The sequence below is a fragment of the Rhizobacter sp. OV335 genome (assembly GCF_900142965.1).
Taxonomy (GTDB): domain Bacteria; phylum Pseudomonadota; class Gammaproteobacteria; order Burkholderiales; family Burkholderiaceae_C; genus Rhizobacter.
In genome coordinates this window covers 33,997-48,318 of record NZ_FRCQ01000019.1, presented here as the reverse complement: position 1 = coordinate 48,318, position 14,322 = coordinate 33,997, and the positions used below count along the sequence as shown (strand labels likewise).

Genomic DNA, 14,322 nt, shown 5'->3' with positions numbered 1-14,322 from the left:
AGTGTTGCTGGAGATCAATCACGACTTCTGCATCTGCTGCTGGAAGGTGATCTCGATGAACTCGGCCGGGCGGCTGATCGCCACCAGCACCGACACGCGCAGGATCCCCTCGAGGATGTCCTCGGGCGTCATCGTCTCGCCCAGCCCCACGTGCACGCTGAACGCGTCGTCCGGCACCGCGCCGGCCAGGCCGCCGCGCTTCCAGATGCCGGTCAGGAAGTTGGTGACCATGCTCTTGATCGTCACCCAGGTGCTCGACACGTTCGGCTCGAACACCATCGCCTTGGCCGCCAGGCGGCACGACTCCTCGAGCATGATCATCGTGCGCCGCACGTTGATGTAGCGCCAGTCCAGGCTGTTGCCGTCCAGCGTGCGCGCGCCCCACACCAGCACGCCCTCGCCGATGAACGAGCGGATCGCGTTGATCGACTTGCCCTGCGTCGTGACGTTCAGGTCTTCCTGGTCCTCGTGCGAGATCGTCACCGCCGGCGACACCACGCCGTTCATGCTCACGTTGGCCGGCGCCTTCCAGACGCCACGGGTGTTGTCGACCATCGTGTAGATGCCCGCCATCGCCGGCGACGGCGGCATCAGGTTCAGCCGGTTGCGCGCCTCGGCCATGATGGTGTTGAACAAGGTGCTCGACGCGCCCAGGCTCTTGTTCAGCAAGGCCTTGTGCGTCTCCACCGCCAGCTTCAGCGCGGCCGGGTCGAGCAACTTCTTCTTCTCGTCGTCGCTCTTGTCCGAGGCGTTGACGTCGGCGGTGATCTCGGCCGTCCACTGGTCGTCGGTCTTGCTGACGTCCTGCACCGCCTTCCACTGCTGCGCGGTGCGCGCCGGCGTCTTCGGGTCCAGCTGGGCCGGCAGCGCGAGCTCGGCCATCAGCAGCTGGATCAGCACGTCGGGGTTGGCGACGCGGGTGTAGTCCAGGTCCTTGTCCTGCACCACCGTGGTGTTGACCCACGGGTAATACGCCGTCGCGAAATCCAGGAAATTGACGCCCAGCGCACCGCGGAAGCCTTCGATCGGATCGACGCCGGTCGGGTTCTTGCGATCGAGGTCGCCGCCCCACACGTCGAGGATCGCGATGCGGCTGCGCATGCGCCCGCCGCAGTGCTGCAGCATCGCCTGCTGCACCGAGATGCAGTCCTTGGCCGACAGCAGCACCGCATCGGGCACGACGACCATCGTCGGCTCCTGCTCCTTGACCAGCGGCTCGATGCCGTCCATCAGCTTGTCGGGCTCGACCAGCGTCGTCTTGTCGTACTCGCCGACCGACACCACGTAGCACGGGCCGCCGCCGTTCTGGAAGAAGTGCAGCATCCCGTAATACAACAGGAAGCGGCCGCCCTCCTTGCCGTCGGCCTGCGTCAGCAGGAACTCCTTGTCGCCGGCCTTGAAGGCGGCGACCTGGTTCGGGTCGGTCTTCTCGGCGATGCCGAACTTCGGGTCCGGGCCGAAGCCGAAGTACTGGTGGTACTCCGCCATCGAACCGATACGCCACGGCTTCATGTTCAGCGACTTGCCCGCGTTCGCGGCGCGCTGCGTGTAGCCGATGAAGGCGGGGACCGCGGTGGCCACCTCGACCACCGAGTTCGGAAAGGCATTCTTCTCGACGATATAGACGCCGGGGGTCTTCATGGCCATTGCGGCCTCCTCTGCGGTTAGTGTTGACGGGGCCTAGCGATGCACATGGATCTCGGAGACCAGGCGGCTCTCGCCGCCGATCTGCTCTCGCGCCAGGAACTGCGCTGCCGCCACCGGCAGGCGCTTGACCAGCACCTTGTCGCCGCCGCGTTGGCGGCTGCGCAACTGGAATCGACGCTCGCTGCGCTGCGCGAGCGCGATCGGCGCCCGCGACCGGATGGCCAGCAGCGGCGCGCCGTTGTCGAGCCGGTCGGGTTCGGGCTCGCCGAACTCGACACCGCTCGCCAGGTCGACGACCTGCAATTGCGGCTCGGGCCAGTCGCCGTGCAGGCAGTATTTCCACACCGTCGCACGTGGCGCGAACCGCACCGAGTAAATCAGCGGCGCCGGCGGCACCAGCGCCAGCGGCACGCGCAGCAGCGCGAGCGGCGGCATCAGCCGGGCGCCGTTCGGCGAGGTCGTGCCGAGCGACTGCGACACCAGCGGCCAGGTCAGCGGGCGCACGTCGGCCTGCGAGACGGTCTCACCGGCATGCAGGCGGAATGACGCGTCGCCGTCTGTGCTGCCTTCGTTCCGCACCGCCTCGCCGGCGTCGAGCCACAACAGTTCGGCGGGCCATTGCGCCGGGCTGTCCGTGCAGGTCGGGAAGGCCTCGTCGGTGGCATGCACATGCCACGCGAGCACCGCATTCGGCAACACCGTCAGCGCCTGCGCCGGGCCGTACAGCACCAGCGCGCCGCCGGTGTGGCGCTCGATCGCATCGGTCGCGCGCAGCCACCATGCGGTGTCGCCGGCCGGCACGAAGCGCAGCCCGGGGCAGCGCCCGTCGGCGAAGAAGCCGTGCGCGAAGTCGACGCGCAGCAGCGGTAGGTACGGGCCGACGTCGATCATGCTCAGGCCCCCACCCCGGCCTGCGTTCGGCGCACCACCGGCAGTTGCGCATCGAGCTGGCCGGCATCGAAGGTCACCATGCGGATGCGGTACAGCACCGACGGCAGGTAGCGGCCGCTGAACATGCCCCACAGGTTGCTGAGGTCGCTGACGCTGAGGTTCTCGATGTCGAGGGTCAGCTTCTCGATGCGCGGGTCGAGGTCGGGCGTGTTCTGGTGGTCCAGCACCGGCCACGACTGGAAATGCGCGATCGTGCTGGAGATGAACTTCAGCGCCTCGGGGTAGTTCGACGCGCTGAAGTTGGCGGCGAACATCACCATCAGGTTCAGCGACACCGGCTGCGGCACTCGCGCCTGGCGGCCCTCGCCGGCCCCGGTCTTCGTGCGGTAGCCCGGTACCGTGTCGCGCTCGAGGTTGACCAGGAACACCGCGAGCTTGTTGTTGATGTTCGCGGCGATGCTGCCGTCCGGCTCGTACGGGCTCGAGACGACGACCAGTTCCTCGCCCAGCTGGAACGAGCGCCGCAGGGCGTTGTTCAACTGGTTGGCAACTTGCGCGATGGCCGCGTCGATCATGGGGACCTTGGTGGTGGCGTGTGGTGAACGAATGCACCGACGATAGGGACGTGCGCCGCCCGCGCCCATCGGTCAATCTCTGAACTTGGGCTTCTTCATTGCTGAGACGGTGACGGTGGGCGGCTGATGCCGCCGCTGCGACCGACATCGCGCGCGCCGGCGGCCACCGCGCGGATCGCCTGTACCAGGTCGGCGATCGGGTCGTCCTTCAGCACGTAGCCGCAGGCGCCGGCGGCGCGCATCGCGTCGACGATCGCCGGCTCGTCGTGCATCGACAGCACCAGCACGGGCAGGCTTGGGTGGTGCGCCAGCAGCGCGGCCAGCGCCGATGGGCCGCCGCCGGGCATCTGCACGTCCATCAGCAGCACGTCGGGCGGCAGCGGCGCCTGCGCGAGCCAGGCCTGCAGCGCGGGCACGTCAGGCGCTTCGCCGAGGACCGCGAAACCGTGCGGGCGCAGCAGATCGGCCACGCAGGTCCGGTAGGCCGCGTGGTCGTCGGCCAGGAAGAGGGTCAGGGGGGGCGCAGCAACGGCCATCGTGAAGCGCAGCGTGAACCGCCGCGGCGCGCCGCGCCATCAGGAAACGGCTGATACGCAGCCGCCCGAAATCTGAACCGCAGCCTTCAGGCCGGCGTGCGCGGCCCGCTGCGCCACGGCTGGTCGAGCGAACTCAGGCCCTCGCACAGCGCGTAGCGCGTCAGCTCGGCCAGGCTGCTGATGTCGAGCTTCTGCATCACGTGCTCGCGGTGCGTCGCGACGGTCTTGATGCTGACGTGCAGCCGGTCGGCGATCTGCTGCGTCGACAAGCCTTCGGACAGCAGCTGCACCATTTCGCGCTCGCGGGGCGTCAGCGCCGCGCTGCCGCCGGCCGCCTGCGGCTGGCCGCGGCTGCGCACCTCCTTGACGACCAGGCCCACCAGTTCGGCGCTCAGGTGGATCTGGTCGGCCATCGCCTTGCGGATCGCGAGCGCCAGCTCGTCGTACGAACAGTCCTTCAGCACGTAACCCGATGCACCGGCCTCGAGCACCGCCAGCACCATGCGGCTCTCGGCATGCACCGACAGGCACAGCACGCGCACCGACGGCTCGTCGGCCCGGATGCGGCGCGTGGCCTCGACGCCGTTCAGGCCCGGCATCGACACGTCGGTGACGACGATGTCGGGCCGCAACTCGCGCGCCAGCCGCACGGCGCCGAGGCCGTCGTCGGCCTGGCCGATCAGTTCGATGTCTTTCTCGCGCGCCAGCAAGGCGCACAGCCCGTCGCGCACGATGCGGTGGTCGTCGGCAAGCACGATGCGAATGCCCATGGTCGGTCCTCTCGAGGTCGTCGGGGGTCGCGTGATGCCGCGACCGGATGCATTCAGCCAGCCGCGCTCACTGCAGCGGCAGCAGGATGGTGACGCGCGTGCCCAGGCTGGCGCTGGACGAGATCTCGAGCCGCCCGCCGATCGCCTGGATCTGCGCCTGCGTGCTGGCCAGCCCGAAGCCGCCAGTGCGGCTGAACACGCCGCGCGATGCATCGGTGCGGAAGCCGACGCCGTCATCGGCGACGCACAGCTTCAGCGTGCGCCCGTCGCCCCACGCGCTGATGCTGACGCGCGCCGCATGCGCATGCTTCTGCACGTTCAGGCACAGCTCGCGCACGCCGCGGAACACGACCGCCAGCACCGCCTCGGGCAGGCCGAGCGGCGGCATCGCGCCATCGAAAGTGACCTGAAGGCGGCTGTCGGCCGCGAGCCGGTCGGCCAGGCTGCGCAAGGCCTGCTCCAGGCCGAGGCGCAGCACCGGGCTGCTGAGGTCGAAGGTGGCCGAACGGGTGGCACGCGAGGCCTGCGCGAGCAGCGAAGCGACCTCGTCGAGCAGGTCGCTCGCCGCAGGACCCGGCGGGCTGTCGCGCAGCGCGCCGAGCTTGAGCCGCGCGAGCGTCAGGAACTGGCCGATCTCGTCGTGCAGGCCGAGCGCGATGCGCTCGCGCTCGCGGGCCTCGGCGACGGTGATCTCGTAGGCCAGTGTGCGCAGGTGGCTGCGCGCGGGCCGGGCAAGTTGCCGCGGCAGCAGCCGGGGCCAGACATGGCCTCGCGCCGGCAGGCGGCCTCGACACCCGGACCCCGGCAGCAACCGGACCGTCGGCTCAACTCGTGTACGCATTTCTCGCTCCCTGGCGATTTGTTGGCACCCGCAGGCGGCCGTCCTGTTGTCGGACGACCAGATGATTATGGGCACCTGAAACCGCTTGTGACAGCGCTGCAGCGCTGCGCTTCAGCAAGTTTCAGCACGCTTCAGAACGCGCGGCTTCAGCGCGCGCAGCGGCGCAGGTTGTCGCGCACGGCAGCGGCGACGGTGGCGCGCGTGGCGCGGCGCACGCCGGCCTCGTCGAGATGCTGCGGCAGGCGGGCCGCCTCGGTGCAGACGCGCTCCAGCGCATCGAGCGCGAGGTGCTTCGGCACCTGCGCCGCGCGCGCCAGCGCCAGCAGGTGCGCGCGCCCCGGCGCGAGGCCCTCGCCCATCACCGAGGTCTGGTGATGGCCGCGCGGGCCGTGGCTGTAGACGAGGTCGTAGGCCGGCGACAGCTGCCACATCAAGCGTTCGTTCATGCGCAACGCGAAGTTCTTCGCGTGATCGTCGCGGTTGTGGAACACGACGTTGAAGACGCAGCGCAGGAAGGCCCGGCTCACCTCCACTTCGTCGCGCGTGAAGAAGCGGGTGGCGCGCAGCACGGTCTGGTAGTCCAGCGACGGCAGGCGGAAATCGGCATGCAGCGCGCCGGCGAACGAATGCACCGGCACGCGCATCGCGCCCGCGCCCGCATCCACACGGTCGAAGCGCTCGACGCCGAAGGCCGACATCGCGCGGCCCAGGCTGAAATGCTCGGTGCGCGGCATCGCGATGCCGCAGGCGCGCGCCGCGATCGAGTAGGCGTATTCGACGGCGCAGACCTCGGGGTGCTCGCCGCGCGCGGGAAACTTGACCATCCAGGGCGTGCCGAGGCCGTCCTCGCGCGTGGTGACCTGGCGGGTGTCGGGATCGAAGCGCACCAGCACCTTCGGACGCGCACCTTGCGGCGAGCCGCCCATCGTCACCAGCGCATTCAAGGCGGCCACATCCTCGCCCTCGACCACGGTCTGTGCCGCGGTGGCCAGTTGCAGCAGCGAGAGGTCCTGTTCCGCCGGCGGCAGCTCATCGGCCGGGCGGAACGCCAGGGCCCCCATCGCGCGCTCGCCGATGAACGCCAGCCGGTCGAGCGGCGACAGGCGCGCCGGATCGCGGCCGCTCTTCAGGAACAGCTTGTCCATCAGCAACAGGCCCCAGCCGTCGGGCAGCGCATCGGCCAGCAGGCCGGGCAGCTGCGACTGGAAGTTCGGGAAGCCGCCGTACGCCTCGGGGCGCAGCGGCAACTGCATCGCCGAGAACTCGACGCCACGTCGCAGCGCCTCGGGCGAGTACTCGAACAGCAGCTGGGCGCCGTTGTCGGCCAGCCGGCCGAGCAGCCAATCGTGGCCCCAGCCGCAGAACAGGACGTCGAGCTTCTTCATCGCGGCAATGCGGGCCGGCGGGCGCGCTGGCGCGGTGCCGCCGCGGCGCGCTCCATCTCGGCGATGCTGGCGTGCGGCTTGAGCACGAGGATGTCTTCGATGTCACCGGTCAGCGACAGCGCCTGCACCACCCGCACGAAGGTCTGCAGCGTGGTGTTGCCGTCGGACTCCAGCTTCTTCACCGCACCGAGCGCGACGCCGGCCCGCTGTGCCAGCTCCCGCTGGGTGACGCGCGATGCGAGGCGCTGGGTGCGAAGGCGGCTGCCGAGCTCGCGGACCAGCTCGTCGGGGGTGGCGAATTTCATGTCAATCATGGAAATTCAATAATGGACATCAAAAGGTCCATTATTGAATAATTTTGCATTTAGTGAATTGTTTAGTGTCTCTTCGGATAGAAAGACAAAAGCAATCCACACTGTAGCCAGGTTCCCCGCGCCGAAGGCGCGGGCCAACACGATTCAGGACAAATGTCCCCTGCGCGTCGGCCTGCCACAGGTCGAAGACCTGGAGGCCCGCCACCCTCGCTGAACACCCCGCATGACCCCGTCCCCGAGTGAGATCACGCCGCAGCGCCTGTGGCTCGATCGACGCCAGCTGCTCACGCTGACCGCCGCCGCGCTGGCCGGCCCGGCCGCCGCCACCTCGGCCCCTGCCCTCACCGCCGACGACGTCACCCCGCGCGAGGCCGCGACCCGGCACAACAACTACTACGAGTTCTCGCCCGACAAGGCGGCCGTCTGGAAGCTGGCCGAGGACTTCCGCACGACGCCGTGGATCGTCACCGTCGACGGCGAGGTCGAACGCCCGCGCCGCTTCGACCTCGATGAGCTGCTGCGCCGCTTCCCGCAGGAAGACCGCCTCTACCGGCTGCGCTGCGTTGAAGGCTGGTCGATGGTGGTGCCGTGGCGCGGCTTTCCGCTGGCCGCACTGCTGAAGCTCGTCGCGCCGACCTCGCGCGCACGCCACGTGCAGTTCATCTCGGTGCTGCGCCCGTCCGAGATGTACGGCCAGCGCCGGCCGATGCTCGACTGGCCCTACACCGAAGCGCTGCGCATCGACGAGGCCATGCACCCGCTGACGCTGGTGGCCACCGGCCTGTACGGCAGCGCGCTGCCACCGCAGAACGGCGCGCCGCTGCGGCTGGCCGTGCCATGGAAGTACGGCTTCAAGAGCCCGAAGGCCATCACGCACATCCGGCTGGTGGAGCAGGCGCCGGTCACCACCTGGATGCAGGCCGCGCCGTCGGAGTACGGCTTCTTCGGCAACGTGCACCCCGAGGTGCCGCACCCGCGCTGGTCGCAACGCCGCGAGCTGCGGCTGGGCGAGCTTGCCAAGCGCCCCACCCTGCCCTTCAACGGGTACGCGGCCGAGGTCGCGTCGCTGTATGCCGGCATGGACCTCGCCCGGAACTTCTAGGCGCGCCGCCGTGCTGCGCCATCTGGTGCAGGCCGGCGTGCTGACGCCGCTGACCTTCATGCTGTGCGCAGCGCCGGCGCTGCGCTGGTCGATCGGCTTCGCGGCCGGCACGCTCGGTCCCGACCCCATCGCCGCGTTGACGCACGCGAGCGGCTGGTGGGCGATGAGCCTGCTGCTGGCAACGCTCGCGGTCACGCCGCTGCGCCGCATGTCGGTCTGGCTGTCGCGGTCGGTGGCCTTGCGTTTCGGCCGTCGCATCGGCGACTGGAACGCGCTGATCCGCCAGCGCCGCCAACTCGGGCTGTGGAGCTTCGGCTACGCCGTGGTGCACCTCGGGCTCTACCTGGGCTTCGATGCCGGCACGCTGCATGCGTACGCGCAGGACCTGGCCGAGCGGCCGTTCATCGCGCTCGGCTCGGCGGCGCTGTTGCTGCTGTTGCCGCTCGCACTGACCTCGACCCAGCGGGCGATCCGCCGGCTGAAGCGGCACTGGCTGCGGCTGCACCAGTTGGTGTATGCCGCCACCGTGCTCGCGGCGCTGCACGGCGTGCTGCAGGCGAAGCTGGGCCATGTGTCGGCCTGGGTCTTCGCCGGCGTTGCAGCAGCGCTGCTCGCGTTCCGGCTGGCCGCGCATGCGTGGGGCACGCGGGCGCAGCCGGATGCAATGACGGCTTCGCCTACTGCACCGGCATCGGCTGCCCGTGCAGCGGCGAGCGCGGCCCCGGCGGCACGCCGTTGCGGCGAGGCGCCCCCAGCATGCGGTCGTCGGCCACCCCGGCCCAGCGGTACGAATCGTCGGTCGCGTTGCTCATGACGTGCCGCACCAGCGCGCCCACCAGCGCGCCGATCAGGCCGCCCTGCGACTGCTGCTGCTCCTCGGACGAGCTGGCCACGGCCGAGCCGTTCCACAGCAGCTCGCCGCTGCGCAGGTCGATGATGCGGGCCTCGACCTCGACGCGCGTCTCGCTCGACAGCACCGCGTAGCTGGCGCCGTACTTGCGCACCTTGATGTAGACGGCCGCGTCGGCACCGAAGAACTCGCGCAGCTTGCGCGCGGAGACCTCCTGGGCGTCGTGCGCAGTGTCCACGCCGTTCTGGCGGAAGGTCTCGTCGACCAGCGTGACCGGCAACACGTAGTAGCCCGCCTCGGCCAGCGGCCGGGTCGCGTGGCTCCAGACGGACGCGGTCGCGCTGATCTCGGGCGATTCGTTCAGCGGCGGCAGCACCAGCAGCGAGGCCGGCTTCGCGCGGTTGAAGGCGGTGTAGTCGTAGGCCGGCGAGGTGGCGCAACCGCCGAGCAACGCGGCCGTGGCGACGGTGGCCGTCAGCGCGATCGATCGAAACAATGAACGAGTGAGCGTCATGCCGGCTTCTCCGTCTTGGCCGCGGGGCCGTCCAGGCGCTTCAGCAACTGGTCCATGTAGGGTGCCGACTCCGGAAACGCCAGCTTCTCGGCCAGCCAGAGCTGGCGCGCTTCGCCGGGGTCGCCGATCGACAGCTTCAGCATGCCGAGGTGGGCACGCAGCCCGGGCGGCAGCGCGGCGTTCTGCGCCCGCGCCTTCACGACGTGCTCTTCCAGCGCGGCGATCTGCTCCTGCGCGCCGGCGCCGCCGCGCTGCAGCGCGTCGTACTGCTGGCGCGGGAACGACTCCCACAGGTACAGCGGCGGGCGCGGCTTGGCGCAGCCGGCCAGCAGCGCCACCGCACAAGCAGCAACCAGGAGACGGCCCCTCACTTGGCAGCGTCCTTGCCCCACTGGCCGCTGTCCTTCGCGGTGACGAGGTCGTCGACCGCCTGGCGCATCGCAAGGTCGAGCACCTTGCCGTTCAGCGTCGCGTCGTAGCTGGCGGTGCCGCCGAAGCCGAGCACCTCGCGGTTCGACAACTCGTACTCGCCGGCGCCGCGGGCCGAGTAGACGACCTCGGCGGTGAGGCTGTTGACGATGTTGAGCGTGATCTTCGCGTAGGCGATCTGCGTCTTGCCGCGGCCGAACAGGCCGAACAGCTGGTGGTCGCCGACCTCCTTGCGGCCGAACTCGGAGATGTCGCCGGTCACCACGTACGACGCGCCGCGCAGCGTCTGGGCCGTGCCCTGCAGCTTGGCTTCCTGGCCCGTCTCGGACAGGTTGTCGCGGTCGAGCACCGAGAAGCGCTGCGACTGCTGCAGGTGCGCGACCAGCGTCGTCTTGGCCTGGCTGCCGAGGCGGTCGACGCCATCGGAGAACACGCCGCGCATGAAGCTGGAGCGGTTGTCGAACTTGCCGACCGAGACCGGCAGGCGCGTGCCGTTGAACGGTGCCGCGGCGGCCTGCGTCTTCGCGACCTCCAGCGTGCGGGAGCTTTCGGTGGCGCAACCGGCGATCAGCAAGGCGCATGCAGCCGCGAGAACGGCTGTCGGACGTTGGAGCATGGGAATCCTCTGGAAGAGATGGGAACAAGAGCCCGTGAATTATCTGACGGGCCGTCGCGAGGCCCCCCGGCACATCGGCACGGCAAGCGACAAAAAGATTGAGGATGCTTTCAGCCCCCTGCCATGCTGCCGATAACCCCTCCCATGGCCGATACCGCTTTCCTCGCCGCCAAGATCCTGCTGCTCGAGCACGATCCGAAGCACTATCCCGAACTGCTCGCGTTCTGCGAGACGCTCGGCATCATCACCGTGCCGCGCGCCGCAGCCGATGCGATGGAGGCGCTGGCCCAGCACAAGGACCTGGCCGGCGTGCTGCTGGCCGAAGACCTGCCCTGCGACGAACCCGACAGCCTGAAGCTCGCGCAAGCCCTGCACCGCCAACGCCCGGAGCTGCCGATCTTCCTGCGCCGCACCAGCACGCGGGCGCTGACCGACGACGAGGCGCGCTGCATCACGCACCCGTGGGCCAGCGGCCGGCTCGACGAGCTGCGCGCCCACATCGACCGAAGCCTGTTCGGCCTGCGCTACCCGATGGCCCTGGTGCATGGCATCGTCGAGCTGACCTGCAAGGCCATCCGCTCGATGTTCCCGAACGCGACGGTGGAGGCCGAGCCGCCCTACGTGGTGCACGACCGCATCATCTACGGCCAGGTGTCGACGCTGATCGCGCTGGAGAGCACCTGGTGCCGCGGCTACATGATGCTGCAGGCCGAGGAAGGCGCGCTGCGCCAGGGCATGGCCCAGGGCATGGGATTCGAGGGCGTCGGCGGCGACCTCGGCTTCCGCGAGCTGAACAACCTGATCGCCGAGACCACGAACCTGATCTGGGGCGCGTTCAAGAACCACTACATCCCGCCCGAGGCGTTCCCGACGCAGCAGACGCAGGTGCCGATCGTGATCAACCACGAGCAGAAGTACATCTCGTTCGGCTCGCAGGATCCGCAGCTGTGCATCCGCTACCAGCTGTCAGACCCGCGCCACCCGCGCCAGCGCTCGCTGACCATCGTGCAGCGCTTCATCTTCAACCTGCTGTTCCGCCCCGAGGCTTTCGTCGAGTTCTCGAATCCCGCCTCCATCGCCGACAGCACGGGCGAGCTGGAATTCTTCTGAAGAGAAACCGCTGAATGGCCCAGATCCTGGTCGTCGACGACTCCAACACGATGCGCGAAATCGTCTGCAGCTTCCTGCGGCAGAACGGCTTCGACGTGGACCAGGCCAACGACGGCCGCGACGGCCTGCGGCAGCTGGCGCTCGACCCGTCGATCAAGCTGGTGGTGAGCGACATCAACATGCCGAACATGGACGGCCTGACGATGGCCGAGAAGATCCGCACCGAGCTCGGGAACTCGGCGGTGCACATCGTGATGCTGACCACCGAGGACAACGCCGAGATGCGCGAGCGCGCCAAGGCGATCGGCGTGACCGGCTGGATCGTCAAGCCGTTCCGCGGCGAGGCGGTGCTGGGGCCGTTCCGCAAGCTGTGCGGTCTTTGAGAAGATCGGCAGAAAGATCGGCAGAAAAAGTCCACCAGGAAGTCATTTAAGCTCTTCAAGCTATTGTTTTATAAAAGTTTCCAGCAAAACAGCTTCGGAACTAAGATCGGCAACTTATGCCGTCTGACATCTCGGTCTACGACCAGCCGCATCAGTTCGAACCCCTGCTTCCGCAGAAGGAACTCGATGACCTTGCGCATGAGACGCGCGCCGTCACCGAACGGGCCCTCGCGTTGAAAGCCGCCATTCATCCGGCCAGCCGAGCCCGCCTGCACGAGTTGCTCAGGTCGATGAACTCGTACTACTCGAACCTGATCGAGGGCCAGAGCACCCATCCGGCTCACATCGATCGCGCGCTTCGGCAAGACTTCTCGGCAACGCCCGACATCGCGCTGCGGCAGCGCATTGCCCTGGCCCACATCGATGCGGAACGAGAACTCGAAGCGCTGGCGACCGATGAAACGATGACCTTGAGTGCAGCCTTCCTGCAGCGCGCCCATGCAAGCCTCTATGGCCGCCTTGCGCCCGACGACCGCAGAACGGACGATGGGCGTGTCGTCGAGCCCGGCCTGCTTCGCCAGGAAGATGTCGCGGTCGGCAGGCATCAGCCGCCGGCCTGGCGCTCGATTCCGAAGTTCCTGCACCGTGCCGATTCGGTGTATGCGCGCCGCGTCGCACTCGACGCGCGCATCTACACCGTGGCGGCTGCGCATCACCGCATGACCTGGGTTCACCCGTTCGCCGATGGCAACGGCCGGGCCTGCCGATTGCAGACGCATTGCGCGCTGCTGCCGCTGAGCGCTGGACTGTGGTCCATCAGCCGAGGTCTTGCACGCCAGCGGGCGAGGTACTACGAGTTGCTGTCGAACGCCGACATGCCCCGCCACGGCGACCTCGACGGCCGAGGCAACCTCAGCGAGCGAATGCTGCGCGAGTGGTGCCGCTTCTTCATCGAGTTGTGCGGCGACCAGGCGCGGTTCATGGAAGACATGCTCGATCTGGGCCTGCTGCGCGAGCGCATCGCCGCGCTCGTGTTGATACGCAGCCAGAGCGCGACCCACTCGGACTATCGGCGCGAAGCCCTCCTGCCGCTGCACCACGTGCTGGCCGCCGGGCCCGTCTCGCGCGCCGACTTCTCGCAGATGACGGGCCTCGGAGAACGCACGGCACGCAAGATGATCGCCCGGCTGCTGGCCGATGGGTTGCTGGTCTCTGACAGCCCGAAGGGCGAGGTCGGGATCGGCTTTCCGCTGGACACCCTCAGCATCCTCTTTCCGAATCTCTATCCCGAAGCGGCAACGACACCGCCGCCGGGCTGACGCGCAGGCGTCTATCACCCGCCGCCTGCCCCGCGTCAAGAGGGGAACTTCGGGCTTCTGCACTTTTCCGCACGAGCGTACTTTTCGGGCCTCGCGAGATCGGTTTCACAACAACCGATTTCCATAACAGACAGGGGGACTCGATGCGACACCTCACGCGGCTGTGCCTGGCCGGGATCGGCGCCGTGCTCGTCGGCTTGACGACGGCGGCACTGGCCACCAACTACTCGCTGTGGATCAACGGCCGCACCGGTGGCGGCATCCTCGGCAACTACGCCGACTTCAGCTACTGGGGACCGTCGACCGTCGAGGCCGGCGTCAACAAGAAGTCGGTCAACTGGGACGGCTTCAACCACGTCTCCGACCAGAACTACCTCGTGCGCAATGCGCTCGACTGCTATTGCACCGGGCCGAACTGGTGCTACGTGGCGGCCCACAGCGCCGGCGACCTGATGATCGGCTACGCGCTCTCGCTGTACGGCGGCACCGCGCGCTACAAGAAGAACCCGATCGCGAGCTCCACCGGCGAATGCGGCAACAGCGACGGCACGACCCAGACCGGCTGGAACATCAAGTGGGTCGACATCGCGGCCGGCGCCGGTGGCGGCAGCGAACTCGCCGATGCGGGCGACTGGGCCGTCTCGGAACCGCTGGTGTCCGACCTGAAGACCGCCACCGCGCGTGCGATGTACGACCACAACAACACCCGCGCGAGCTGGTTCTACATGTACGCCGGCTCCAAGGGCACGCTGTACTCCTTCGTGCTGCCGGGGCAGGACGACGAGGTCGTCGCGTACCACTCGAGCGGCGGCGTGTCGGGCAGCTCGGGCGCGAGCTTCTGCAACCCGAGCGACTGGTTCTGCAACGACCTGACGCTGGGCACCGCGAACAACGAAGGCGGGCGCGCGAAGTGGAGCAACCATTCGGTTGTGTTCCGCGACGATGCCGAGGCCTTCAACCACTACACGAACAAGAACTGGGAAGGCGTCGTCTCCAAGGTGCGCGCCGACATGGTGACGAACGCTCGCTGACGGCTTCGA

16 protein-coding genes and 1 pseudogene are annotated in these 14,322 nt (G+C 68.5%); 6 read left to right on the top strand and 11 right to left on the bottom strand.

Translation table 11 applies throughout. From position 1 onward, the window contains the following. Positions 1-18 precede the first annotated feature (18 nt). The 8 genes from BUE42_RS19380 to BUE42_RS19345 all read right to left on the bottom strand — a co-directional run bounded on the left by BUE42_RS19380 (position 19) and on the right by BUE42_RS19345 (position 6,950). The gene (locus tag BUE42_RS19380) at positions 19-1,647 is read right to left on the bottom strand and encodes a phage tail sheath family protein (RefSeq protein ID WP_073466942.1); all 1,629 of its coding nucleotides are present in this window, start codon (positions 1,645-1,647) and stop codon (positions 19-21) included. A 33-nt stretch (positions 1,648-1,680) separates the two neighbouring features. Next, on the bottom strand, positions 1,681-2,538 hold the full coding sequence (locus tag BUE42_RS19375; RefSeq protein ID WP_073466941.1) for a hypothetical protein: 858 nt from the start codon (positions 2,536-2,538) through the stop codon (positions 1,681-1,683). 2 nt (positions 2,539-2,540) lie between these two features. Next, entirely contained in the window at positions 2,541-3,113 is a 573-nt protein-coding gene (locus tag BUE42_RS19370) for a Pvc16 family protein (RefSeq protein WP_073466940.1), read from the bottom strand. Positions 3,114-3,208: 95 nt separating this feature from the next. Beyond that, complete coding sequence (locus BUE42_RS19365) at positions 3,209-3,649, bottom strand: response regulator (RefSeq protein WP_073466939.1); 441 nt, start codon at positions 3,647-3,649, stop codon at positions 3,209-3,211. An 86-nt stretch (positions 3,650-3,735) separates the two neighbouring features. Next, positions 3,736-4,419, bottom strand: a complete 684-nt coding sequence (locus BUE42_RS19360; protein WP_073466938.1) for a response regulator — start codon at positions 4,417-4,419, stop codon at positions 3,736-3,738. A gap of 67 nt (positions 4,420-4,486) precedes the next feature. Continuing rightward, complete coding sequence (locus BUE42_RS19355; RefSeq protein ID WP_083614282.1) at positions 4,487-5,260, bottom strand: sensor histidine kinase; 774 nt, start codon at positions 5,258-5,260, stop codon at positions 4,487-4,489. Positions 5,261-5,406: 146 nt separating this feature from the next. Continuing rightward, complete coding sequence (locus BUE42_RS19350; protein WP_073466936.1) at positions 5,407-6,645, bottom strand: type II toxin-antitoxin system HipA family toxin; 1,239 nt, start codon at positions 6,643-6,645, stop codon at positions 5,407-5,409. After that, entirely contained in the window at positions 6,642-6,950 is a 309-nt protein-coding gene (locus BUE42_RS19345) for a helix-turn-helix domain-containing protein (protein WP_073466998.1), read from the bottom strand. Before BUE42_RS19345 ends, BUE42_RS19350 begins: the two co-directional genes overlap by 4 nt. A 232-nt stretch (positions 6,951-7,182) precedes the next feature. Between BUE42_RS19345 and msrP the strand changes: the two genes are divergently transcribed. Then, positions 7,183-8,061, top strand: coding sequence for a protein-methionine-sulfoxide reductase catalytic subunit MsrP (msrP, locus tag BUE42_RS19340; RefSeq protein ID WP_073466935.1), 879 nt, complete (start codon positions 7,183-7,185; stop codon positions 8,059-8,061). Further along, positions 8,030-8,584 (top strand): annotated as a pseudogene (locus BUE42_RS34110) (sulfite oxidase heme-binding subunit YedZ); the annotation flags it as partial. The gene msrP and the pseudogene BUE42_RS34110, both read left to right, overlap by 32 nt. Before the next feature lie 154 nt (positions 8,585-8,738). Here BUE42_RS34110 and BUE42_RS19330 read toward each other — a convergent pair. From BUE42_RS19330 to BUE42_RS19320, 3 genes are read right to left on the bottom strand one after another with little or no spacing between them, the layout of a single operon-like run. Beyond that, a complete protein-coding gene (locus tag BUE42_RS19330) occupies positions 8,739-9,425 on the bottom strand; it encodes a DUF799 domain-containing protein (RefSeq protein WP_073466933.1) in 687 nt (228 codons plus the stop codon). Next, positions 9,422-9,796, bottom strand: coding sequence for a DUF4810 domain-containing protein (locus tag BUE42_RS19325; RefSeq protein WP_073466932.1), 375 nt, complete (start codon positions 9,794-9,796; stop codon positions 9,422-9,424). The genes BUE42_RS19330 and BUE42_RS19325 overlap by 4 nt, the downstream gene beginning before the upstream one ends. After that, the gene (locus tag BUE42_RS19320; RefSeq protein WP_073466931.1) at positions 9,793-10,470 is read right to left on the bottom strand and encodes a CsgG/HfaB family protein; all 678 of its coding nucleotides are present in this window, start codon (positions 10,468-10,470) and stop codon (positions 9,793-9,795) included. Before BUE42_RS19320 ends, BUE42_RS19325 begins: the two co-directional genes overlap by 4 nt. A gap of 144 nt (positions 10,471-10,614) precedes the next feature. Here BUE42_RS19320 and BUE42_RS19315 point away from each other — a divergent pair, with 144 nt between their 5' ends. The 4 genes from BUE42_RS19315 (at position 10,615) to BUE42_RS19300 (ending at position 14,313) form a co-directional block, all read left to right on the top strand. Continuing rightward, positions 10,615-11,580 carry a chemotaxis protein CheX gene (locus BUE42_RS19315; protein ID WP_073466930.1) on the top strand — a complete coding sequence of 322 codons (966 nt, stop codon included), beginning with the start codon at positions 10,615-10,617 and terminating at the stop codon, positions 11,578-11,580. Positions 11,581-11,594: 14 nt separating this feature from the next. After that, positions 11,595-11,963, top strand: a complete 369-nt coding sequence (locus BUE42_RS19310; RefSeq protein WP_073466929.1) for a response regulator — start codon at positions 11,595-11,597, stop codon at positions 11,961-11,963. Positions 11,964-12,079: 116 nt separating this feature from the next. Beyond that, positions 12,080-13,282 (top strand): Fic family protein, encoded by a 1,203-nt coding sequence (locus BUE42_RS19305; protein WP_073466928.1) that lies wholly within the window; start codon positions 12,080-12,082, stop codon positions 13,280-13,282. Positions 13,283-13,425: 143 nt separating this feature from the next. Then, complete coding sequence (locus tag BUE42_RS19300) at positions 13,426-14,313, top strand: hypothetical protein (RefSeq protein ID WP_073466927.1); 888 nt, start codon at positions 13,426-13,428, stop codon at positions 14,311-14,313. Positions 14,314-14,322: the final 9 nt, after the last annotated feature.